Annotated in this window: 19 protein-coding genes and 1 pseudogene; 14 read left to right on the forward strand and 6 right to left on the reverse strand. The window is 57.1% G+C overall.

Going from position 1 to position 21,855, the window contains the following annotated elements; all coding sequences use genetic code 11:
- The first annotated feature begins 4 nt into the window (after positions 1-4).
- The 4 genes from virB10 to HFO71_RS26505 all read left to right on the forward strand — a co-directional run bounded on the left by virB10 (position 5) and on the right by HFO71_RS26505 (position 3,793).
- Complete coding sequence (gene virB10, locus HFO71_RS26490; RefSeq protein WP_221985460.1) at positions 5-1,177, forward strand: type IV secretion system protein VirB10; 1,173 nt, start codon at positions 5-7, stop codon at positions 1,175-1,177.
- 7 nt (positions 1,178-1,184) lie between these two features.
- Positions 1,185-2,225: a P-type DNA transfer ATPase VirB11 gene (gene virB11 / locus HFO71_RS26495; protein WP_221985461.1), complete on the forward strand. Its 1,041-nt coding sequence runs from the start codon at positions 1,185-1,187 to the stop codon at positions 2,223-2,225.
- A gap of 93 nt (positions 2,226-2,318) precedes the next feature.
- Positions 2,319-2,774 (forward strand): NUDIX hydrolase, encoded by a 456-nt coding sequence (locus HFO71_RS26500; RefSeq protein WP_077980506.1) that lies wholly within the window; start codon positions 2,319-2,321, stop codon positions 2,772-2,774.
- On the forward strand, positions 2,771-3,793 hold the full coding sequence (locus HFO71_RS26505) for an extracellular catalytic domain type 1 short-chain-length polyhydroxyalkanoate depolymerase (protein ID WP_221985462.1): 1,023 nt from the start codon (positions 2,771-2,773) through the stop codon (positions 3,791-3,793). Before HFO71_RS26500 ends, HFO71_RS26505 begins: the two co-directional genes overlap by 4 nt.
- Positions 3,794-3,995: 202 nt before the next feature.
- On the opposite strand, the gene HFO71_RS26510 is transcribed toward HFO71_RS26505, so the two are convergent.
- Complete coding sequence (locus tag HFO71_RS26510) at positions 3,996-4,211, reverse strand: DUF3072 domain-containing protein (RefSeq protein WP_221977118.1); 216 nt, start codon at positions 4,209-4,211, stop codon at positions 3,996-3,998.
- A gap of 122 nt (positions 4,212-4,333) precedes the next feature.
- Positions 4,334-5,242 carry a nucleotidyltransferase and HEPN domain-containing protein gene (locus tag HFO71_RS26515; RefSeq protein ID WP_077980503.1) on the reverse strand — a complete coding sequence of 303 codons (909 nt, stop codon included), beginning with the start codon at positions 5,240-5,242 and terminating at the stop codon, positions 4,334-4,336.
- A 369-nt stretch (positions 5,243-5,611) separates the two neighbouring features.
- Between HFO71_RS26515 and HFO71_RS26520 the strand changes: the two genes are divergently transcribed.
- From HFO71_RS26520 to HFO71_RS26535, 4 genes are all read left to right on the forward strand, one after another.
- Positions 5,612-6,760, forward strand: a complete 1,149-nt coding sequence (locus tag HFO71_RS26520) for an RHE_PE00001 family protein (RefSeq protein ID WP_221985463.1) — start codon at positions 5,612-5,614, stop codon at positions 6,758-6,760.
- Positions 6,761-6,903: 143 nt separating this feature from the next.
- Complete coding sequence (locus HFO71_RS26525) at positions 6,904-7,512, forward strand: Shedu anti-phage system protein SduA domain-containing protein (protein ID WP_221985464.1); 609 nt, start codon at positions 6,904-6,906, stop codon at positions 7,510-7,512.
- A 563-nt stretch (positions 7,513-8,075) separates the two neighbouring features.
- Complete coding sequence (locus HFO71_RS26530; protein ID WP_221988600.1) at positions 8,076-10,064, forward strand: hypothetical protein; 1,989 nt, start codon at positions 8,076-8,078, stop codon at positions 10,062-10,064.
- Positions 10,065-10,213: 149 nt separating this feature from the next.
- The gene (locus tag HFO71_RS26535; protein ID WP_221985466.1) at positions 10,214-10,663 is read left to right on the forward strand and encodes a hypothetical protein; all 450 of its coding nucleotides are present in this window, start codon (positions 10,214-10,216) and stop codon (positions 10,661-10,663) included.
- Positions 10,664-10,665: 2 nt separating this feature from the next.
- On the opposite strand, the pseudogene HFO71_RS26540 reads toward HFO71_RS26535, so the two are convergent.
- Positions 10,666-10,820: pseudogene (locus HFO71_RS26540) on the reverse strand (IS66 family transposase); the annotation flags it as partial.
- Positions 10,821-11,180: 360 nt separating this feature from the next.
- Between HFO71_RS26540 and HFO71_RS26545 the strand changes: the two are divergent.
- From HFO71_RS26545 to HFO71_RS26570, 6 genes are all read left to right on the forward strand, one after another.
- Positions 11,181-12,074 carry a pPIWI-associating nuclease domain-containing protein gene (locus HFO71_RS26545; protein ID WP_221985467.1) on the forward strand — a complete coding sequence of 298 codons (894 nt, stop codon included), beginning with the start codon at positions 11,181-11,183 and terminating at the stop codon, positions 12,072-12,074.
- Positions 12,075-12,677: 603 nt separating this feature from the next.
- A complete protein-coding gene (locus HFO71_RS26550; RefSeq protein ID WP_221985468.1) occupies positions 12,678-13,847 on the forward strand; it encodes a RelA/SpoT domain-containing protein in 1,170 nt (389 codons plus the stop codon).
- A gap of 11 nt (positions 13,848-13,858) precedes the next feature.
- The gene (locus tag HFO71_RS26555; RefSeq protein WP_221985469.1) at positions 13,859-14,647 is read left to right on the forward strand and encodes a hypothetical protein; all 789 of its coding nucleotides are present in this window, start codon (positions 13,859-13,861) and stop codon (positions 14,645-14,647) included.
- Positions 14,648-14,756: 109 nt separating this feature from the next.
- Positions 14,757-15,341: a hypothetical protein gene (locus HFO71_RS26560; protein WP_221985470.1), complete on the forward strand. Its 585-nt coding sequence runs from the start codon at positions 14,757-14,759 to the stop codon at positions 15,339-15,341.
- A gap of 134 nt (positions 15,342-15,475) precedes the next feature.
- Positions 15,476-17,548, forward strand: a complete 2,073-nt coding sequence (locus HFO71_RS26565) for an ATP-dependent nuclease (protein ID WP_221985471.1) — start codon at positions 15,476-15,478, stop codon at positions 17,546-17,548.
- Positions 17,541-19,301: a UvrD-helicase domain-containing protein gene (locus tag HFO71_RS26570; RefSeq protein ID WP_221988601.1), complete on the forward strand. Its 1,761-nt coding sequence runs from the start codon at positions 17,541-17,543 to the stop codon at positions 19,299-19,301. The genes HFO71_RS26565 and HFO71_RS26570 overlap by 8 nt, the downstream gene beginning before the upstream one ends.
- Before the next feature lie 45 nt (positions 19,302-19,346).
- Here HFO71_RS26570 and HFO71_RS26575 read toward each other — a convergent pair whose 3' ends face one another.
- The 3 genes from HFO71_RS26575 to HFO71_RS35930 all read right to left on the reverse strand — a co-directional run bounded on the left by HFO71_RS26575 (position 19,347) and on the right by HFO71_RS35930 (position 21,811).
- Positions 19,347-20,288, reverse strand: a complete 942-nt coding sequence (locus tag HFO71_RS26575) for a hypothetical protein (RefSeq protein ID WP_221985473.1) — start codon at positions 20,286-20,288, stop codon at positions 19,347-19,349.
- A 312-nt stretch (positions 20,289-20,600) separates the two neighbouring features.
- Positions 20,601-21,545: a phage exclusion protein Lit family protein gene (locus HFO71_RS26580; protein WP_221985474.1), complete on the reverse strand. Its 945-nt coding sequence runs from the start codon at positions 21,543-21,545 to the stop codon at positions 20,601-20,603.
- A gap of 17 nt (positions 21,546-21,562) precedes the next feature.
- Positions 21,563-21,811 carry a hypothetical protein gene (locus tag HFO71_RS35930; RefSeq protein ID WP_245006974.1) on the reverse strand — a complete coding sequence of 83 codons (249 nt, stop codon included), beginning with the start codon at positions 21,809-21,811 and terminating at the stop codon, positions 21,563-21,565.
- Positions 21,812-21,855: the final 44 nt, after the last annotated feature.

Here is a 21,855-nt window from a genome sequence, read left to right on the forward strand (position 1 = left end):
CGTCATGGCCGAGGAAGACAGCACCCAAATTCCTGGTGAGCGCGCGGAAACGTCGACAGGCCGCAACCTCGACACCAATCCCACGGTGAGACGCGGTGTCGTGGCCCTGGCGATCATTGCCTTCGTCGGCTTTGCGCTCTGGTCGATGCGCGGACAGGATAAGCCCGTCGATGCGGTCCAGCCCGAACGCGTCGTCATCCGCCAGACATCCGATTTCGAGCCGGCGAAGGAGCCGGTCCAACCCGTCGCCCCGCCGCCGGGAACAATCCTGCCAACGCCCGGAGTGCCCCAGCAGGACGGCGAGGATGAGAAGCTTCTCGATGCTGCCCGCCGCGCGCCGGTCATCGCCTATGGTGGTGAAAAGTCCCGGCAGTCTCATCCCCGAGAACAGGATGCCAGTGCCGATGCCGCGTCGAATTACGTTCCCCTCGGAAATAATCCAGGCGGCTTCAGTGCCGAGGCGGAAAACGAGGACCAGCGCTTCAATCGCATGCTGGCGCCGACACAGCTGCAAGGCTCGCGCGCCGGAACCCTTGGAAATCGCGACTTCATCGTCGCCATGGGGACCTCCATTCCTTGCGTCCTGGAGACGGCACTGTCCTCCGACCAACCCGGGTTCACGAGCTGCGTCATCAACCGGGACGTCCTGTCAGACAACGGCCGCGTCGTGCTGATGGAGAAGGGCACGCAAGTCGTCGGCGAATATCGTGGTGGCCTTCGCCGGGGCCAGAAACGGCTGTTTGTTCTCTGGAACCGGGCAAAGACACCGACGGGCGTGATCATCACCCTGGCGTCGCCCGCAACGGATGCCCTTGGGCGTGCCGGTGTCGACGGCTATGTCGATACCCATTGGTGGGAGCGTTTCGGCAGCGCGATACTGTTGTCGATCGTCGGCGACGCGACCTCCTATGCCAACAGCCAGCTGCAGGATAGCGATTTCGAGGCAGACAACACGACGAGCGCCGGCAAGCAGGCCGCGACCATCGCCGTTGAGCAGTCGATCAACATTCCGCCGACCCTGTTGAAGCATCAAGGCGAGCTGGTCTCGATCTTCGTGGCGCGTGATCTCGATTTCTCGAGCGTCTATCGACTTCGCGTGAGCGAACCGCGCAATCGCATCTACGATCGGGCGGTACTTGGAGATTTCAGTCCAGCTTCGACCCTGGTCACGAAATAATCCGGCCATGACAGAGGGAGCAGACTCCGGCGTTGTGCGCGAGCTGCTGGTACCGCTGTCGCCTTTTCTCCGCGACAAGTCCCTCTACGAGGTCATCGTCAACTGGCCGACCCAGGTGGTCACCGAGGGCACGGCCGGCTGGCAAACGCACGAACTGCCGGAGCTGTCGTTTGACAAGCTGATGCGCCTGGCGCGGGCTGTCGCAAGCTATTCCAACCAGTCGATTGACGAAACCCGGCCCATCCTTTCGGCAACGCTGCCGGGCGACGAGCGCATCCAGATGGTCATCCCACCGGCGACAACGAAGGGAACAGTCAGCATCACGATCAGAAAGCCCTCGTCGGTGTCGCTGAGCCTGAACGACCTCGATCAAGGCGGCTTGTTCGCCGAGGTGGCACGGGAAGACGCGGACATCCCCTCAGTCGACCGTAGGCTCCTGGAATTTTACCAAAATGGATCCTACCAGGCCTTTCTTCGTGAAGCGGTCCATGCGCGCAAGAACATCATCATCTCCGGGGCGACCGGCTCCGGCAAGACGACGCTTTCCAAGGCGTTGATCCGCCATATTCCCTCGAGCGAGCGCATCATCTCCATCGAAGACACGCCCGAACTCGTCATCCCCCAGCCGAACCATGTCCGTCTCTTCTACTCCAAGGGAGGCCAAGGGCTGGCGAAAGTCGGGGCGAAGGATCTGCTCGAATCCTGCCTGCGCATGCGGCCGGATCGCATTCTCCTGCAGGAACTGCGCGACGGGACCGCGTTCTACTACATTCGCAACGTGAACTCAGGCCATCCGGGCTCGATCACCACCGTCCACGCCGACTCGGCCAGGCTTGCGTTCGAACAACTGACGCTGCTGGTGAAGGATTCCGACGGCGGGCGGGACCTGGAGCGAAACGACATACGAGAGATGCTGAAAATTGCGATCGACGTCATCGTCCAGTGCAAACGCATCGATGGTCGGTTTCGGGTGACGGAAATCTATTATCGGGCCGCCGTGGGAACCAAGACCATCGACGCTGCTCGCAGCGATCGTCGAAACTGCTGACGCCGTGGTTCCCACCACGCCAGGACTGAAGCAAACTGGACTCTTGAACGTCTCCCAGCTAGCTTGCGCGGGCTTCGAAACCGGAGGCGGACAGTGCTCAACGAAGACGCCCAGGCGGAACTTACGAAAACCTTGTCTGGTCGCGATGTCGCGCAGGCTGGTGCTCTTTGCTACCGTCGGAGCGAAAACGGTGGACTTGAAATCCTTTTTGTAGGCAGCCGACGGAACGGTCGATGGGGCATTCCGAAGGGGCACGTCGAAGATGATGAAACCAGCAGTGCTGCGGCGCTGAGAGAGGCCTTCGAGGAGGCCGGAGTAGCAGGCATCGTCGACAAGACCGTGTTCGGTTGGTTTTCGTATCGCAAGGACACGAGTCCCAACCGCTACCATGTGGCCGTCCATCTCCTCCAGGTGTCGAGGATCGCGGACAGGTTTCCGGAGAAGAGCATCCGTAAAACACAGTGGTTCCCACTGAGGGACGCCGTGCGCGACGCCGCCCAGCCAGGTCTGCGAACGCTCCTGTCGCGGGTTGAGAACCTTGACCTATGAAGGTCAGTCTCGGCAGATCGCTGTTAAAGGTCCTCAGAGCCCAAAAGAAAATCAGCAAGCGGATCGAGAAAGCTCTCGAAACGACCCGAAGTAGAACGAAACGTTCAACATCCCGTCCCGCGAAACCGATTTTGGTCGAGACAACCGCGTTCGGAAGTAATCCGGGCCGCCTGCTGATGAAATCCTTCGTCCCGACCACGCGGCTGCCGAAAAACCCCGCGCTTGTCGTCTTGCTTCATGGCTGCCATCAGACTCCCGAAAGCCTGGATGCTGCGGCCGGCTTCTCCAAGCTTGCGAAAGAGCGCGGTTTCGTTCTTCTTTATCCGCAGCAGAAAAGAGCAAACAATTCGCAAAATTGCTTCAACTGGTTTCGACCAAGCGCGGTCGCTCGAGACCGCGGCGAGGTGCGTTCGATCAAGCAGATGGTCGAGCACATATGTGAGCGACATCGCATCGACCGTTCGAGGGTTTTCGTCGCGGGGCTGTCCGCCGGCGGGGCGCTGACGGGCGCACTCGTCGCGAACTACCCGTCATTGTTTGCCGGCGCCGCGATCATCGCCGGCATGCCATTCGGATCTGCCCGCGACGCGATGTCGGCCCTGCGCGCGATGAAGTCAGGTGCGCCGTCGCCACCGGGCGGATGGGGAAGACCCATTGCTGAGATTTCCCCGGAAGCCAAGGTATGGCCTGCGATAACCATCTGGCAGGGCATGGACGACCGGGTGGTCAAGCCCGTCAATGCGCTCGCGTGTGTTGCTCAGTGGCTCGAAATCCAAGGCATTGCAGAAAACAGCGGCCGTTTGGAGGAAAAACCATGGGGCAGGTTGCAGTCATGGAAGGTGAGCGGCGAGCTGAAAGTGGCCCTCTATTCAGTCAGCAACATGGGCCACGGACTTCCGATCAAGAAGCGCAAGAGCCTCACGGCGCTAAGATCTGCAGACCCCTACGTGATCCCGATAGAAATCTCAGCTCCAGCAGAGATGATGCGATTGTGGGGTTTGTCCAGGCTTCGAACATAACCAGTTCGCAGCAAGTTCGGCCGTAGCTGGCAAATTCCGGTCGGCGATGGGTTCTACGGATGCAGCATCTCGGTGCGGGCAACGAAACACTAGGCGAGCACCCTCAGCTTGCATTCGAACAGCTTACACCGCTGGTGTTGCGGCGCGCAAACGTTCTCCTCGGCTTTCGGCTTCACCCAATTGGTTATCGCCAGGCGGCCGCTCATTCCAAATTGAGCGCCTGCTTTAATTCGTCGATCCTCTTGGACGCTTCCGCCTTGGTCAGATCCTCGGCATAGGCATCGGGCTGGTGCGCCTGTTCGGACAAGGTTTTTAGATAGGACCGCTGCGCGCCGGTCATCGGCTCGTCGCCGCTCACCCAATCGTCGGGGTCCTTTTGTGTGTTGGACGATGTCTTGGTTTTCGGATTGTCACTCATAGCTGCCTCCTGAATGCGTTCTCTAAACGTTCCAGGTGATGCCCCGGTTCCAGCCGCATGTCGATGTCGCATTGGGCTCGATCGTACCCCTTCAGTCGGGCGTAAAGGCCACACGCCACCAGCTAGTGGCTGTCGTGTTTCAGCCTTTCGAGATGCTCGGAGCAAACCATCCGGACCAATTCAAGCAGCACGGTTGTCCTCTCGCCAAACCAGGCGAGAGCCTCCTCGCTGATCTCGTAATGTTTTGAATAGCGCGCCTTCACATATGCCTCGTTCAATGTGTTGAACCACGCGCGTTCCCGGTGCTGATCACGTGGAAAGGCCTCGGCCAGCCGGCGGTCCTGCTCCTCGGCGAGCGAGCGCAGAAACTTGATGTTGTGCGATGGTGGACCGTAATTGGTGAGAGTAAGGAGAATGCAGGAATAGGCTTGCTCGAGCGACTGATGAAAAAGAAACCCCGCTCGTTTCCCGTAGCCCCTAGTACGTGCATGTTCGGCCAGATCGAGAAATTCCGTCGAAGCCTCGATCCGCTCTTCAAAATGCTCCTTCGCCACGCGAAGCCGGTCCTCAGTCGAAAGGGGCTCGGGCTCAGCCAACGGCTCATCGTCCAGTTCGTAGAGAACGATGCCTTCCTTGCGAATGTCAGAGAAGAAATACTGCCCCTCCTTGAGGTAGGTATTCACCTCGCGTCTGGAATGGACGATGAAGCTCACTGGTGTTTCGATCGCGGCTTCGTGGATCAGCCGGTCGGCTGCCTTGTGCCAGTATTCGGCGAACTCGCAGAGCTTGCGATTGTTGACGATGATCAGCAGATCGAAATCGGAGCGATACCCCTTCATGGTGAACGGTTCATCGACCCAGCCACCCTTGGCGTAGGAGCCGAACAGGACGATCTTCAGTATCCTGCCACGCTTCTTGAAATCGGCCGTGCCTTCCTTCAGCGCGTCCTCGAATTCCTCGTGGAGGATTTCGAGAACCCGTCCGAGTTCTCGCTGCTTGCGGAGCGGCATATGTTCAAGCGACGATTTCATAAGCAATCGATAGGCGAAAGATCTCGTACCGTCTACTCGCAGTTTTGAGAGGGAAACTGTAGGACGTGGTCACATCTGAGATCACCTTCTTTCGAGAATCGTGTTGATCAAAGATGACCGTGAATGCCGGTTCCTAGGCAGGCCTCACACTCAGTAGGAACGGGAAGGAAAGACCCGCCACCCGACGCATTTGCTGGAGGTAACGCTGAAAAGAGAAATGGTCTGGCGCCTCTAAACGGGATCTGCTCAGAGCGTGATCGTCTCACCATCGATAACCAGTACTTATCGATGTTTAGAACGCCAACTCTCAATCATACCTTGTGAGGAACAATAACATTACGGTAGCGTTCGTGTAAGAAATCATTTACCATGATTTCAATGGCTTACGACATCGCGAAAATCAGCATGACTGCCCTGATGCGGCCGGCTTTCGACGCCGGCATCGCTCTGACGCGTTTGGACGAGCGCATCGCCCGTTCACCGGTCGGCCAGGGGTGGATCGAACGCTCCCAATTCGCCGACGCCTGCGCCTCGCTGTGGATCGACGGCGAACTTGTCCACCTCGAGGACCTCGTCCTTCACGACGCTTTTCGCGACACCCGCACCCCCACCCATGAACTCACCATCGCCCGCGACGTCCTTCGCACCCGCCGGCGCATTACCGGCCAGATGCCCACTTGGGCACTCTCCGCCGACGGTATTCGCGCTCTTCGGAAAACCTCCGCGATCACGCCCGGGGACGCGGATGAGGCGGATATGACCAGCGGCATCCGGCAAGCTGTCGTGGCTAATCTGGAAGGGGAGGGGGATGATGCCAACGGCGCCGAGAATCTTCCCGGTGTCGATTATGCCGCCATCGATGCGCTGCTCGCCCGATCGGACGCAGCGATCGAAGATGCCAAGCGATCGGCCCGCCCCGGCGGAAGCCGTGCGGCCGAGAAGGATCTACTCGTATATGATCTCGACTGGGACGAGGATACGCGGCTTGACGAATGGCGCGGCGTGTTGCGACAGGCAGAAAGCCTGCCGGCGGTGCTGCAGGTAATCGTTGCCCTCGATGCCTGGAATGAACTTGCTGTTCTGCAGCATGCGCCCTGGCTCGGCCGGCTGTTGTGCGTGTCGATCCTACGCCAAGCCGGTCTTACCACCGGAGCCCACCTAGCCGCCATCAATGTCGGACTGAAAACCATTCCCGTCGATCGGCGCCGACATCGCGACCGGGAGACCCGGCTGCTCGCCATCGCCCACGGATTGCTGGCGGCCGCCGAGATCGGCATCAAAGAGCACGACCGGCTGACGCTGGCGAAGACGATGATGGACAGAAAGCTGGACGGCCGCCGGGTTTCATCAAAACTGCCGGAACTGGTCGAGCTGGTGATGGCGAAACCTCTCGTGTCGGCAAACATGGTGGCGGAAACGCTCGAGGTGACGCCGCAGGCGGCGCGGCGGATTGTTTTGGAGCTGGGGCTGAGGGAGATGACCGGACGGGGGAGGTTTCGGGCGTGGGGGGTAATTTGATCCGCAGATCAAACTGAATCTGCCGTTCAACAAACCAGCAGGCTAATGTGCGAGTCCGATATAGAAATGGTCGCTCAAGCAGTTGTTGGTCGGGTCGCGGCAGCTATTATTCAACGACGGGCAATGAGATAGGGGAGTTAGATTTGTACCTGGAGCGAGACGAAGACCTGCTGGCGGAGTTTGAGAAGTTGCTGGAGAGCGACGCTTCCCCTAAGCGGCAAAAAGAGCAGGAAGTTCAAGATTTTCTCGAGGAGAACAGTGAACTCATAATCACGCAAAGCAGATTGGGATACAAGCTGCATTTGAATGCAGTGATTTCGAAATTTCCACTATCGACCGATCTGAAGACGGACTTCGTCTATATCGTGAAAACTTCCGGCGAGTGGGAAATCACGTTTGTTGAGCTTGAGGATCCTCGAAAGCCGATTTTCACCGAAAGCCTGAAACGTACGCAGCCTAGCGCACAGTTTACCGCCGCCCTGGCGCAAGTCCGCGATTGGAAGGTGTTGGCTCAGCGTGCGGAAGCCCAAATCATCGATTTGCTCGCACCTATCATGAAACCCGCCCTTTTCGAGCCTCGGCCAACGACTTTCCGCTACCAACTAATTTTCGGCAGGTCTGTTGATAAGAACCGCAGCGAAGACCGTCAGCGCCATTTCCTACAGATCCGCGAAGAGCACGGGATCGACCTTTTCACCTACGACCAACTCATCAGCTTTTATAACGACGGGCTGCGGTCCAAACGAAATTAATGCGAAAGACGAAGCGCATGTTTGCCTTCAAGTCCTTGGTTGAGGAGCCTCACCACGTGTTCTCCCATTTGGGTCCAGAGATTATCGAGCTCACGACCGCGCAAGAGGCGAGGCTAGTGACATACGGTTACGATATGGAGGCCTGGCGATCCGGCCATCTGCTCACCGCAAACCACCGACATCCCATGTCCAAATTTCGCGGGACGGTCTGATGGGGACCACGTGGCAATCCGTTCATTTTCCACATTATGGCTCTCTGCCCCCGGCCATTTTGCACCTAGCTCGACGTTGGAATCAATTGAATGCCGTGTGATGAGGATTCCTTTGAAAACGAGATGACTTCTCGGAGACCTGCCAACATCAGTGTTGTCCGCGCCGAAGTGATGAAGGAGATGTTGGCCGCACGGCGTCACAATCTTGGCATGGAGGCTGAAGCGTTTCCGCGACTCATGAGGCGACTGCGAGCGCTCCTGCAGAGTTACTATCCCCCGCACTTCTTGGCTGTCTTGGCAGGATGGGGGCTTCGTACAGCGGTCGGTCCGCGTGGCGTTGGTAACCGAACGATGATCGACGGGATCTTTCAACATCACGTCGAGTTGCTTCAGGCAATCGCTTTGTCAATGCCAAGTTGGGAGTGGGGGGAGGAACCGGCCAGCGCATCCGCGATCCAGGAGATCATTGAAATCTTGCTTTCACTGCCCGATGCGTTTGTCGCGGTGCGACGGAGTCGCGCAGATCCCTTGTCCGACCCCTCCATCGCTACTGTGTTTTCGCTGCAAGAACGGTTGCGACTGCATACGCAGATGGTGCGCAATTGGGGCGGTTACAGGTCCATGCTCGAGATACTCCGCAAGCAATATGCACCGCTCGATGCGGCGCTTCGAGAGCGCAACGGATATGGTGCGTTGGACGTCATAGCGGTGATCGAGAACACGGTCAGCAGCATCGAAGCACAGGTGAACGACCGCTTTCGATTGCTCAAAGATATCTTCAAGGCCCGCACGATCCCGGAGCTGGTGCATGATTTTTTCGATCGCTATCCTGGTGTGACCGGCGATCCTGAGGCGTTCTTGTCCTCCCTTGAGGATGAACAGACGATAGATTCCATCCGCGCTAATCTTATTGTTCACGCCGATCGTTGGCTTGTTGTTAGTGCGATTGCGCCAGTTACAGCCATTGCGAAGGCCTGTGGTCTTTCGGAGGAAGTGACACGGACCATTCTCGACCTTATCAGTATGCAAAATGGTGCCCTATCGGAAGAAGACACCGATCATTTCTTTCTGTCCAATCCTGTTTGGACCAAACCCGGAATCAAAACCGGGACAGACTATTTTTTTGCGGTTCCACAAACCGCAGTCAGCTTTCTTGCTCAGATCCTCTCATCACTCTACGCCGAGGCCGGCCTCAAAAGTCGCCTAGAAAACAGGCGTTCAGTGTTTTTGGAGGATGAAACGCTTCGCATTATCGAAAGGGCGCTGCCTTGTGCCACCATCCGACCCGAAGCGAAATGGACATGGCAGGGCAGGACGTACGAAACCGACATTATCGTACTCGTTGACAAAACAGTTGTGATTATTGAGTGCAAGTCAGCAGCGCTGACGCCACAGGGCTTGAGAGGCGCCCCGGACCGTGTCCGCCGACATATCGGGGAGCTCGTCACCGAACCAGCCGTGCAGTCCGCTCGCTTGGCCATGATACTTGATCTTGCCCGTGACGGTGACGCTGTTGCCCGCGACGTTATGAGTGGGCTGGGCTTAGAACCGGCCGAGATTTCCGCCGTAATCCGAGTATCCGTGACATTAGACGATCTCACAGTACTGTCGTCTGCGGAGAGCGAGCTGAAGTCGGCGGGCTGGATACCCGAAGATCTCGACCTACCAACTACGCTCAACCTTGCAGATTTGGCCTGCGTCACCGACATCTTGGACCGACCGTCCTTCTTGCTGGACTACTTCGAGCGTCGATCGACGCTGCAGAAATCCGCCGATGTCCTCGGGTTCGAATTGGATTGGCTTGGCCTGTACCTGGCCACAAACTTTGTTTTGGGGGAAACGAAGGGACACCTTCTGGTGATCCCGGAAATGTCCGAGGAGATAGATCGTTACTATCAAAATCTGGAGATCGGGCACTCAAGCGACAAGCCGAGGCCACTCGCACACAATTACATCGATGCAGTGATAGACTGCCTTGAAGCGCGTAGGCCGCATGGGTGGACGAGGATGGCGGCGGATTTGCTGAGCGTTGGCGATTTAGAAACTCAGACGGAGTGTGCCGAGTCTTTCGAGGACTTGCGTTTGCAAGTCCTTTCGCTCGAGCATGGAGCCGATCAAGTGAACGGATTTTTTATGTCGGCACAACTGAGAGACGACGTCGTCGTAGTGTTCCACGCGTTCTCTCGCGCTATGCGAGACACCAGGAAAGAAGCGGTGCGGGCGCTCGCGGAGCATGCGCTCGCACAGTCTGGCCGCTCGAGGTGCCTGTTCGTTAGTCGAATGGTCGAGACCTGGGAGGTCGTCCCTTATGACACCATCGGCATTTTTCAGGCCCGATAAGCGGATTTAGCGAAGAGCACTAAGCCCCGGCTAACGGGGAGTCCCCTTGCGCAGGCCTACCCAATCCACGTCGCCTTCCGGGATTTCCGATTGAGTTCGAACAAGAATATCAGTTTTAAGTATGCCGAGGTCCCAAATAGGGTCTCACGTTGCTTGCTGAAGACGATGTTTCTTGGGTTCGCGAGACTATCGCCGCAGGTATTCTTGAGGACCTAAACCGCCGTGGCGCTCGTCCGGATGAAATCCGAGAAGTCATCGTTGCATTCGGACTAAAAACCTCAGACGTCGGAGAAATGAAGGCTGCCCTAACGCGATCGTATGAGCGATATCGCGCAGACTATTTCTCGGACGAGTTGCGGGGAATAAACACCAGTCAAGAATACGAGACACTCTTGGACGATCTGAAATTCCTCCAAGGCGTCTTGGGTGTCGATGCGGAAGGCCCAATCGATGCTGTTGCGACTGCGCTGAGCGAGCATGAAGACTATGAAAGCAGTTATGCCGACGCACACGAAGACGACTGGAAAGAGCAGCGCTATGAGCAACGGGCGACCGACGCCGAAATTCGCGATATGTTCGACACCTTGCGAGATATTTGAGCTCGGCATACGTGAATTGGCCGAATGGTCCGTTCGAGGGAGTTGTTGACGATCTCGATACGACCATCGGTGAGGAAGAGACCAAGTCCGTCCCAGTATTTGGCGATATAGGCAGCGCTTCGCCAAGCGGGGACTCGCCCGCGACGCGGGCAGGATGATTGGCGTGCTAGCTGTCATGCTGCAAGGGCGGGCCGTGATCGACTATCATTTGCTCCAGGCCCTACCCTATGTCGCGACGGTCAGTGCACTGGCGATCGCTAGTTACAGAAAGCAATCGTTCAGGCCAGCGATCCGGATGGGCAGATAGCTGCCGGAACCCCGGAAAAGGTCGATGCGACAGCAGATCCTGCCGAGCAAGCTCCAATCCGCGATGTCGCGGAGGATGCCGAATTCCCCGAGATCGGAGCTGCCTCGATGCGGGTCGATCTGTCTCGCATTGGGGGCACTCCCCGCTAGACGGACGATTTTCGCATTTTCCCGTGGCATAACGCCGGCAATTCGCTCTACAGATTGCATTATGAGCGAAGCACAATCACAGCCATCCGAATTGGACCGCCTCAGCGGGTTCCTGAACGCCATGCTCCTCGATGAGTTCTCCAGGGAGGTGCTCAAGGGGTCCGTGATGGCCTACAAGTCGCTCGACAATCCTCTTCGCCTGTCGCAGTTCTCGACAGGAATTCGCGAATTGATCGGTCATACTCTCTCGACCCTTGCAGCCGACGACGACGTCAAGGCTTCGAGTTGGTTTGTGGTCGATACACCGGACGGCCGGCCGACCCGCCGGCAGCGCGTCAAATTCGGCATTCAAGGTGGAATGACGGACGCTTCGATCGCCGCGCTTCAGGTGGATACCGCTGAGATTGATGTCAACGTTCGCAAGGTCGTCGACGGGCTCAGCAAATATACCCACGTTCGCCCGGATACGCTGAAGGTGGACGCCGATGAGGCAGAAGCTTTTGCCTGCGAAGCCGTTGCCACCTTTCTCGAGTTTTTCGAAATTCTCGATGATTGCCGCAAGAGTATTCGGCAAGCTGTCGTGAATGGTGTCGATGAACACGCTCTCGAAGTTTTCACGCAGGATGTCTATAACGAAATAGACATCCTCTCGACCCGCTCGAGCGTCGATGCGGTCCAAATCGAAAAGTTCGAAGTGGTCGCTATCGGCCCAGCTTTCATCACTTACGCGGTTTCCGGCCAGGTCTACGTTGATCTTTCGTATGGTTCCAAAAGCGATTTTCGCAACGATATGGGAGCCGAGATCAGTACCGACTTCCCTTTCAGCATGACGACCACGGCACCTGTCGGAAACATAAGCCAATTTGGAAACGTTGACGCCCGGATCGACACATCGAGCTGGTACGGCGAGGACGACGAGGGTGAAGATCTCTTTCTCAAGATCACGGACTACTAGCCGCACGCCAATCGATCCCCCGCCGATCGGCGTCCGAAAACCTGCACCTTGGAAACAAAACGATAGCCCGACAGACATCAGCCTTTATCAGACAATGCGGTTTTCTGCGTCGGATCGAGGAAAACCTCACAGCAACAAACCGTCGATTGCCTCGATCGTCTGATTCTCGCACTAAGCGATCAGATTCGAGCAAAATTCTCAAGTTAAGTACTCAGTTTCAAATTAAGTGCCCGCTATCTGGCATTGCCGAGATCGACTAGCTTGAAACGTTATCGTTCTGATCGGGGATTCATCGACTGACGCGGGAACACGTTGCCCGTCGAGCGGAGTTCGAACAGCTAGCTCCGCGGATTGAGGTTGACCTATGACAGAATAATTGGTGGGCTTCGGAGCGACACTCACGTCTGGACTGGCATCGATAAGGCTGACCAACGGGCCGTCAGTGCTGGAACTTAACTCCAAAACGGCGAGACCGTAAGAAGGCGGCGGGAATGGCAATCGGACAGCTCCAATCTGCCGGGGTCGCCTGCGAGTCGGGTTGTAAAGTCGGTGCGAACTCTACTACTGTCTGCGCAAACAAAATCAGATTCACGGTGACAGACGTTGTCGAGCTATCCGGTCTATGAATACAGCATGCACGATGTAGCCAGGGCAGGACAACGTTTGAAAGACGTTATTCCGTGGGATGACTATGACGACGAGGTTCGTCGGGTCTTCTCCGTAGCGAACAGTTGGCGCGACAGCCATGTCTTGCCCATGAAAAGCATTCGTCTTTCAATCGCGCATCGGATGCGTCACCTGAAGCTATCGGGTGACGTCGTCGCGCGCGCGAAGAGGATGTCGTCGATCCGCGGAAAACTAAGACGTCATCCGGGTAAGCTGGATCAGATGCAAGACCTCGGTGGATGTCGCGCGATCATGGACGACATCAATGGCGTCAACGCTTTGGTGGCAGAATGTCAGCGCATGCCGCACGAGGTTCGGAATCACAAGAACTATGTCGATGGGGCAAAGCCTGACGGGTACCGTAGTCACCACGTTATTTTCAGATTCGACGGCGATGCGGATCGGGCGATGTACCGTGGACGTCGCGTAGAACTTCAAATCCGCACCAAGCTCCAGCATTCATGGGCCACCGCCGTCGAGGTTGTCGGCCAGACGAGGCTTGAGGAGCTGAAGTCCGGCAAAGGCAGCGCGGAGTGGCTTCGCTTCTTCCGCCTGATGTCCGACGAGTTCTCGTTCGAGGAAGGCTGTGAGTTGGACCGCGTGGCGTCCGGGAGGCGGCAACGCCTCGACGAAATCCGGGACTGCAACAGTATTCTCAGGGCGATGGATGTGCTGGAGAACCATCGCTCGACCACGCGATACATCGCCTCATACATTCTGTCGGGTGACGCGAGGGTGTTTCTGATCCGCTATGACAACGTCAACCATACCGTCAGCGTTGAAGGGTATTCCGACCCTTCGGTAGGCGCACTCGCATTGCAACACGAAGAAATGGCAATGGAAAAGTCTGGTTTGGTTGACAACAGCGCTGTCCTCGTCGATGCGAAAGAAGCTGCGTCGATCGTGTCTGCGTTCCCCAACTATTTCGGCGACGTCTCGCTGTTTCTCGGGAAACTGAAGGCGATCTGCGGAAACGCGCAAGATATTGAGTATCGATTGCCGAAGCAGGAAACCGTTGCTCCCAAGGCTTACGAAGTGCCGGACCTGAGCTGGTTCAAGCAAAGGCACCGCAGGTGGACCGAAGGCGGCAAAGGCAACAAGAAATAGGATCGACGGTGTTGAGCAAGGGTGAATTCGTGATCCTGAACATTTGGAACGATGGCCGCGCGCAACTAATTGAGCGGCTGGACTTCTACCACGCACAGGCGAAGAAGCGGATACTGGATCAGTTCCGGGACATCGAGAGCGAGGCAGAGCGCTACGCCGAGGAATCGTACAATAGGCGTGGGCAGTGGTTCAATCCTGACACCGACGATCCAGCTTCATCGGCGGAAGCCGCATGGGACGACGGCATCGCGTACTATGGTCTTCTCGAAGACCTGAGGAAGCAGATGATTCTTAGTATAGCGGCCGGAATGTACCACGAGTGGGATAAGCAGTTTCGCGACTGGTTAGACCGTGAACTAGGTCATAATTTCAGCCTGGATAAACTTAGGCCTGACCTGTGGAAGCAGGACATCGGGACGCTATTTGACATGCTGGATTCATGGGGGTGGGACCTCAAAGCGCAGGGCTTTCATGACACGATCGACTCGTGCCGCCTCATCGTCAATGTGTACAAACATGGCCATGGAACCTCACTCAATCAGTTGAAGGAAAGATTTCCTCAATATCTCCGCAGCTTCGGCGCGTCGGGATCGTTCGGCTGGGACTACGTACACTACAACCAGCTAGAGGTTGGTGAAGAGGCCCTTACGCTGTTCCATGAGGCTTTCCGGAACTTTTGGAAGTACGTTCCAGCTAGGACCATCGCGGGAGAAAACACCCCTGTACCCGCTTGGTTTGAGAAGGCGCTGACGCGGAAGCCGCGTGACAAGGAGAAACCGATAGCGAAGGGCGCTTTGTGAGTGACCTTACTGCGGCACGGTGCCTGAACGCCGCTGTATTTGAAGGGCACACAGGATTGTGACATCGTCAAAAAGCCCACACGATTTCCATCCTGTCTACCAGGTGGGTATGGCTGACCAGCTGGATGAGGCTTGGGGCATAAACCTGATCGTCGGTCAGAAGGTCGCTTCTCTCGTCGCTCTATTCGGGTCGGTGGAATATCACCTTGAGCGCGCAATCTGGAAACTAAAGGGAATCGACCCGAAAGGAACTCGACCCGAAACCGATGGGAAGATGGTTTCAGCGATGATCGACATGGTCGAGCAGATCGCGGCCACAATACCGTCCAATACCGAACGGGGCATGCTGACGACATGGTGTGCAGCATGTCGGTCGGGGTTTACAATCCGGAACAACATTTCGCACGGAGTGCCGTCTAGAACAGGAACGACCCTTGTGTTCGCGCGAAACCCTCAGTGGCATGGAGAGCAAAGGAAAAAGAGCTTCGGAGACTTTTGGGCCGACGAGTACACTCTCGACCTGGTGCGGCATTCCTTTGCCACGCTACTGCGGGTTATTGTCCAAGTGGAGAAGGGAGAAGCGCCCATCGAAAACATCGCGACGAAGCTTGCTTTAAGGGCGCTCGGGGAGGCCCGTTCCATTCTCGGAGAGTTCGCCAGCCAGACCTACAATCCCAGTTTCGAGAAGTACTGACGGTAGCGGCCGATGGCATGCTCCTAGCATCGGCGACGATGAGGATTTGGAAGGCGACGACGGTGCGCTCTCATGGCGCATTGCTCAGATTTAATCGCGAGCGACAAGCGCGGTGAAAATAGAGGCGGGGGCTGATGCGGATCAAGAGCGTTGACATCGAGAATTTCCGACTATTGCGGCAGGTCGCGGTCGGCCTGGAAGAGCGAACGACCCTGGTTGTAGGGCGGAACAATAGCGGCAAAACGTCGATCGCGGAGTTATTTCGGCGACTCCTGAGCGAGAAATCCCTGGCGTTTCGATTGGAGGATTTTTCACTGGGCTGCCACGAAGAGTTCTGGGTTGCTTTCGAGGCTTTCCAAGCTGGGCAGCTAGTGCCTGATGTGGTCGCGCTGCTCCCAGCGATCAAGGTTTCGATTGATATCACGTACGATGTCGACTCGCCGGACCTTGGCCCGCTCAGCGACTGCATCGTTGATCTTGATCCGGACTGCACGGATGCGCGCCTCATATTGACTTACGGACCGCGCCCGACTGCGCCGGCATTACTCTTTAGCGGCGTGGCGGTCGGCGACGACGTCGCGGTCAACCGGCTCAACATGTTTCGCGCGGTGAGTGTGGGGCTGTCCGGCGCGTATGGAGCATCGCTGGAGGCCGTTGATCCCAATGATCCTACTAATCGCAAGGCGCTGGAGCCAAAGACGCTTACAACGCTGATCCGGGGTGGTTTCATCAACGCTCAGCGCGGGCTCGATGACGACACGCACCGTGAGCGCGATGTTTTGGGCAAAGTCGTGGAGGTGCTTTTCCAATCTGCGCTCACCGACCCCGTCGACCCTGAGAAGCGGAGTACGGCCGAGCAATTGAAGGCGGCCGTCGAGCAAATTCAGGGTGATCTGCACGCAGGATTCAACGCGAAGCTCACCTCGCTGCTGCCGACCTTCGACTTGTTCGGTTATCCCGGTCTTTCCGACCCCGGCCTCGTTACAGAAACAAGTTTCGACGTCGATAAGCTGCTGAACGATCATACGAAGGTCCGCTATGTCGGCGTCAATGGGATGACGTTGCCAGAGACCTATAATGGTCTCGGCGTTCGCAACCTCGTTTACATGCTGCTCCAGCTGTTGCGGTTCTTCCGCGAGTTCCAGGCCACCCCGACATCGGCCGGCGTGCATCTGATCTTTATCGAGGAACCGGAGGCGCATCTTCATCCGCAGATGCAGGAGGTGTTCATCCGGCAGCTGGACCAGATCATCAACGCGTTCGTTTCTCAGCTTAATGAGAATAGGCCTTGGCCCGTCCAGTTTATTGTGAGCACGCATTCCCCGCACATGGCGAACGAGGCTAGGTTCGAGGCCATGCGCTATTTCCTTTCTGTGCCAGATGGCGATGGAATGCGCCGTTCCGTCGTAAAGGATTTGCGCAGAGGAATGGGTGGCGCGCCGGAACCGGACCGCGAGTTTCTTCACCAATATCTGACGCTGACGAGGTGCGATCTATTCTTTTCCGACAAGGCGGTGCTTATTGAGGGCACTGCAGAGCGCATCCTGCTCCCCGAGATGATTCGTAAGACAGATGCGACTGCGGTCGGTGAGCCGCAGCTCGGGAGCCAATATCTTACGGTCATAGAGGTCGGCGGGGCGTATGCGCATCGTTTCTTCGATCTGCTTACCTTCCTGGAACTGCGCACCCTCATCATCACCGACATCGATTCTGTGACGCCTAACGGCACCGGAAAGCGGGTCGCTGTGCCGGTGGCGGAAGGCACGTTCACGAGCAATGGATGCCTCAAGGCGTGGTTCGACGCCGATGTATCGCCAGCCGCGTTGCTGGGAAAATCCGAGGCAGAGAAGGCAATTGGCGGCCGGCGGGTTTCCTTCCAGGTGCCGGAAGTTGATGGGGGGCCGTGCGGGCGGAGTTTCGAGGACGCCTTCATCCTCGCAAATCCTGTTCGCTTTCCGCTTGGCAACGGTGACCGGGCGTTGGCCGCCTATGAGTTGGCTGGTGATCAGAAGAAATCGACCTTCGCCTTGGAGCATGCGATCGTACACACAGACTGGATTGTGCCGCGCTACATCAGCGAAGGTTTGCGCTGGTTGGCGCAGGGCAATCCGGCGCCAGTGCAGCCGGCACCTATGGTTGCTGTTGAGATCGAAGCGGGCGTTGATGGGGTAGCGGTCAACGTCGCCGAGGTTGGCGATCATGGCTGAAGAGGTTGAGAATCCTGCAGATGCCGCTGGGCGAATTGCACTCGAACGCATGTTCGCCTGTCTCGACGACGGCAGCAGCTTTCGGCTTGAGGCTGGCGCTGGCGCTGGTAAGACCTTCTCGCTCGACAAGGCGCTCCGCCGTCTGATCGATCGTCGGGGTGCGGAGCTTCTTCGGGCTGGTCAGCAAGTCGGTTGCATTACCTATACCAATGTCGCCAAGGACGAGATCATTTCACGTATCCAGGCGCATCCCGCTGTGCGCCCTGAGACAATCCATGGCTTTTGCTGGTCACTTCTGAAGGACTTCCAGTCGACGCTTCGGTCACTCGTTCCCAATCTCGACGGCTGGGCGGAGCGCATGAATCCTTTCGGCGGCATTGGCGCGCGACGCGTCCACTATGAGTTGGGATACCCAAGCGTCGGCGACCACCAGGTCACGCTCCGGCACGACGACGTGCTGGCGCTGATGATTGAAGCGTTGAACTATCCCAAGTTCCGATCAGTGCTTACGGCCCGCTATCCAATTCTCTTGATCGACGAATATCAGGACACCGATGCAGGCTTTGTCGATGCGATCAGAACGCAGTTCCTTGATGGGGGACATGGTCCGCAGATTGGCCTCTTCGGCGATCATTGGCAGAAAGTTTATGGAGAGGGCTGCGGTTTGGTGGAGCACCCGGCGCTGGTGGTGATCGACAAGAACGGGAATTTCCGGTCGACCCATCCAATCGTGCAGATGCTCAACCGAATGCGACCAGCGCTCCCTCAAATGGTTCGCGATCCCGCGTTGCCGGGTGAAGCTCGCCTGTTTCATACCAACCAATGGCCGGGTGTTCGCCGTACCGGGCAAGGTGGTGGTCACTGGACCGGCGATACGAGCCCGGAGGCAGCGAAAGCGTATTTCGCGTTTATCAAACAGCGGCTGGCTGGCGAAGGATGGGACTTCGCGGTCGAGAAGACCAAGATCCTCATGCTCAGCCACAGCGTGCTTGCCCGGGAGCAAGGCTATGCGAACATTCCGCCGATCTATGGCCAGTTCAATGATCCTTGGCTCAAGAAGGACGATCCACACATCAAGTTTCTAGCAGATCAGCTCGAACCGGCATGCGCAGCGTTCGAGGCCAAGCGATACGGTGAGATGTTCGAGTGCTTCGGGACCGGGGCGCCGAAAATCCGCAAGCATGCTGATAAAGTGGCTTGGACGAATGCCATGACCGCTTTACTCGCTCTGCGCATGTCGGGCACTATCGGCGAGGTTGTCGATTACATCGCTGGTCAGCCGCACATGCGTCTACCGGACACCGTAGAGGAAGCGGAGAAAAGGCTGGCTGATGCTGGCCCTGAACCGATCGAAGGGGACTCTCGGCGGGTCACTAGACTGCGGAAGCTCCGCGCCGTCCCCTACATTGAACTGATAGCTCTCGATCGGTTCATCGATGGGCACACGCCCTTCGCGACCAAGCACGGCGTCAAGGGTGCCGAGTTCGAGAACGTATTGGTGATTGTTGGCCGCGGTTGGAACAAATATAATTTCGGTCAGATGCTTGAATGGATAGAAGCGGGGCCGCCCGCCGATAAGGTCGAGTTCTTTGAAAACAACCGCAATCTTTTCTATGTGGCGTGTTCTCGACCAAAGGTGCGGCTAGCCTTGTTGTTCACGCAGTTGCTCAGCGCTGATGCCATGGTGCGGCTGAGTGCATGGTTTGGCGCGGACAACATCGTCGCGCTCCCTGCTGATCCGGGGGTAGCATGAGCATCGGGCGAGATGAAGGCCGGCTCGATTTCAGTGGCCTGGAAGCTAGACAAACACCCGTTCCCGGATCGCCATGATTTTCTCCCTGTCTGCACAGAGGAGGATCTGCCGGATATCATGCGCTTTATGCAGCCAACGACCGTAGTGTCGAAGGCGATCGAAGGCCGTCCCTGAGGACCGCAGACCAGGAATGTCGAAATTGTACCGCTCAGCGACATACTCGCACACGCCAAGAGCTTGTTCGGGCGAGGGTAGATCGCCAGTACCGGCAATCATCTGTCGGACCCTGCTTGTCATGAAGTCAGATAGCCTGAACGGGCCCCCGGGAACTACAGAGGGCGAATGCCAGCTGACTTCGTCGCCGGAGGCGCTAAAGGCGTAGAAGTGGCGGTGTGTGCTTACTCTCTCGTGCGGAGCGATCGAAATATGGTTCCTTAGAAAAGGCTGGAAGGCGTAGCGGCTCAACCATGCGCGATGCCCGACATCCGACAATAGTTCGGCGCGTTTCCATATCCAGGGGTCGTCAAGGTGCCTTTTTCCGGTCAGCAAATCGACAAAGTAGCGCTCCTTGTCTAGGTGCAATGGCGCGACATAGATCGCGTGACTGCTTTCAGGTCGGTGATGATCCAGAAGTATGTTGTGCTGAAAATCGCTGGCGTGCTCGGCCATAGCGCGAAGACCAAAAAAGAGTGTGGGATCGTCTGACAGCATATTGTCTCGACGAAATCGACGGACAGATTGCATCTTGTCCTCAACTACGCGGCGCTTTAGCTGTTGCGGAGGAAGCGGCTGCAGACCCTGCGACTTTTTGAATTGTATGTAGATTGGTACGGTGACCGTCGAAAGCTTGTCGGCACCCGTTTCTTGCTCGTCGATATCAAGAAGCCGAAAGGGCATCTCGTTTGAGCACCAACCTAGATAAAACGACACATCCGCTTCGATCTGCTTTTCCGAAAGCTGGCTTTTTAACAAGTACGATGGGGACATGCCGTTACTCTTGACTAAGTGATCTGATCGCTGCTGGAGAGAACTCGACAACTTACTTGTTGCCAAAGCTGAAGCTAGCGGTGCTGTGCACTATTCTGCGACATCGGGAAAGCCGGTAAAATTTGATCGGAACTCTCGCGGCGCGGAATTCTGTGGCGGGCCTCAATTAAGCCGTTACTTTAAAGACCGGTATATCTCTGCGGTTGAGCAATTTCAGCGCGTTAGCCCGATGGGTCTCGAAACATGATCCTCGCGGCCGAATTTGTCGTGAGCAAGATAGTTCCCCGGACGCCAAGCCCGCTCGGCTGGCGATTATTGCCGTGCCTCGCGTGCATGGTCGTACAACCGCGCGCAAGCCTCATCCATGGCAGACCTCGCGGTTGCGTCCGATGGCGGCGCGACTGGCCATTGCCCCTCTGGATCTATCCAGGCCTTGATGAAGTCGGAGAGGATTTCCAATGCCGCGCTATCGTCGGCCAAGCCGAATCCCGTCATGGCGTCGTCTATTCGCGCGGCCACTGCGGGATACATATCAGTATCTTGGGTTCGCGTGTCCTCGTAAATTGCCACCCAGACCAAACCCAGTCCCGCGGCAATCGCCCGACGCTCGAGCTCGATCTCGTCTTGCGAGGGCCTTTCACCTGGTTGGCGCCTAGGGTCGGCGGCGAGTCCGCCGATCACGTAGCACGTTGCAAAGCGGTCCGCTTCCCTCTCCTCATCGCGGCTTTGTTGCGCCGTCCAGGCACGATCATCATGGCCAGAAACGATATGACCGACTTCATGTGCAAGAATCCATTCGAGCGCCCGGAAGAAGAATACGTCGCCGGCGATTAATCTATCTGACCCGGGGTCGGGTTTCGGGAAATAGGTGTTCCATCGGTGGCCCCGCGGCTTGACCAGCGCCCTCGCCTCGTCGATGAAATGGTAACCGAGTTCCGCCTCCGAACCTTCCACGAAATCCAAGCGAGCCTGCCCGGAGCGACGGGCGTTGAACATCGCTGCACACAAGCGGCCGACACCCTGCGACATGGCCCAGAGGCTTGCAATTCCGTGCCAGTCCGCCGTTACCGAGGCCTCGCTTGGCTTGCACTTGAAAAGCATCGATGAGTCCTCCTCGGTGAACTCCAGCTTAGGAGGAAAATCAACGCTCGACGCTGCGACAATCTTGTCGAAGATCGCTTTGATCCTTGCTTCGTAGCCAATGAAGAGGTCTGAAAAACTCGGCAGCGTGTCGCCCGCAAATGTCACGTCTTCCATGACTTACTGCTCCTGGATTATTTCTGGGGCGCTGGAGTCCGCACATAAAAATTGGTCGATCCACCATCGTCCAGCAAGATTTCGGTCGGCTCCCCGGTAGAAAGCCATAACTGTAGCACGCTGCGATCATCTCTCTCTGGAGCAGCTGACTGGCCGCCGCCAAGGAAGACTTCCTGCTCGCTTTCCCTCAATTCCGCCCAGAAGCCATCGGTGGCAAGAAGAAGCCTGCCGCTAACTTTCTCTTCTGCGAGGACGTCTGGGACCATGAACTCCCTGGAACGAAAACTCTGGGTGAGAAGGTGTCTCGTAG

It is taken from the genome of Rhizobium laguerreae, assembly GCF_019778565.1.
GTDB lineage: Bacteria > Pseudomonadota > Alphaproteobacteria > Rhizobiales > Rhizobiaceae > Rhizobium > Rhizobium laguerreae.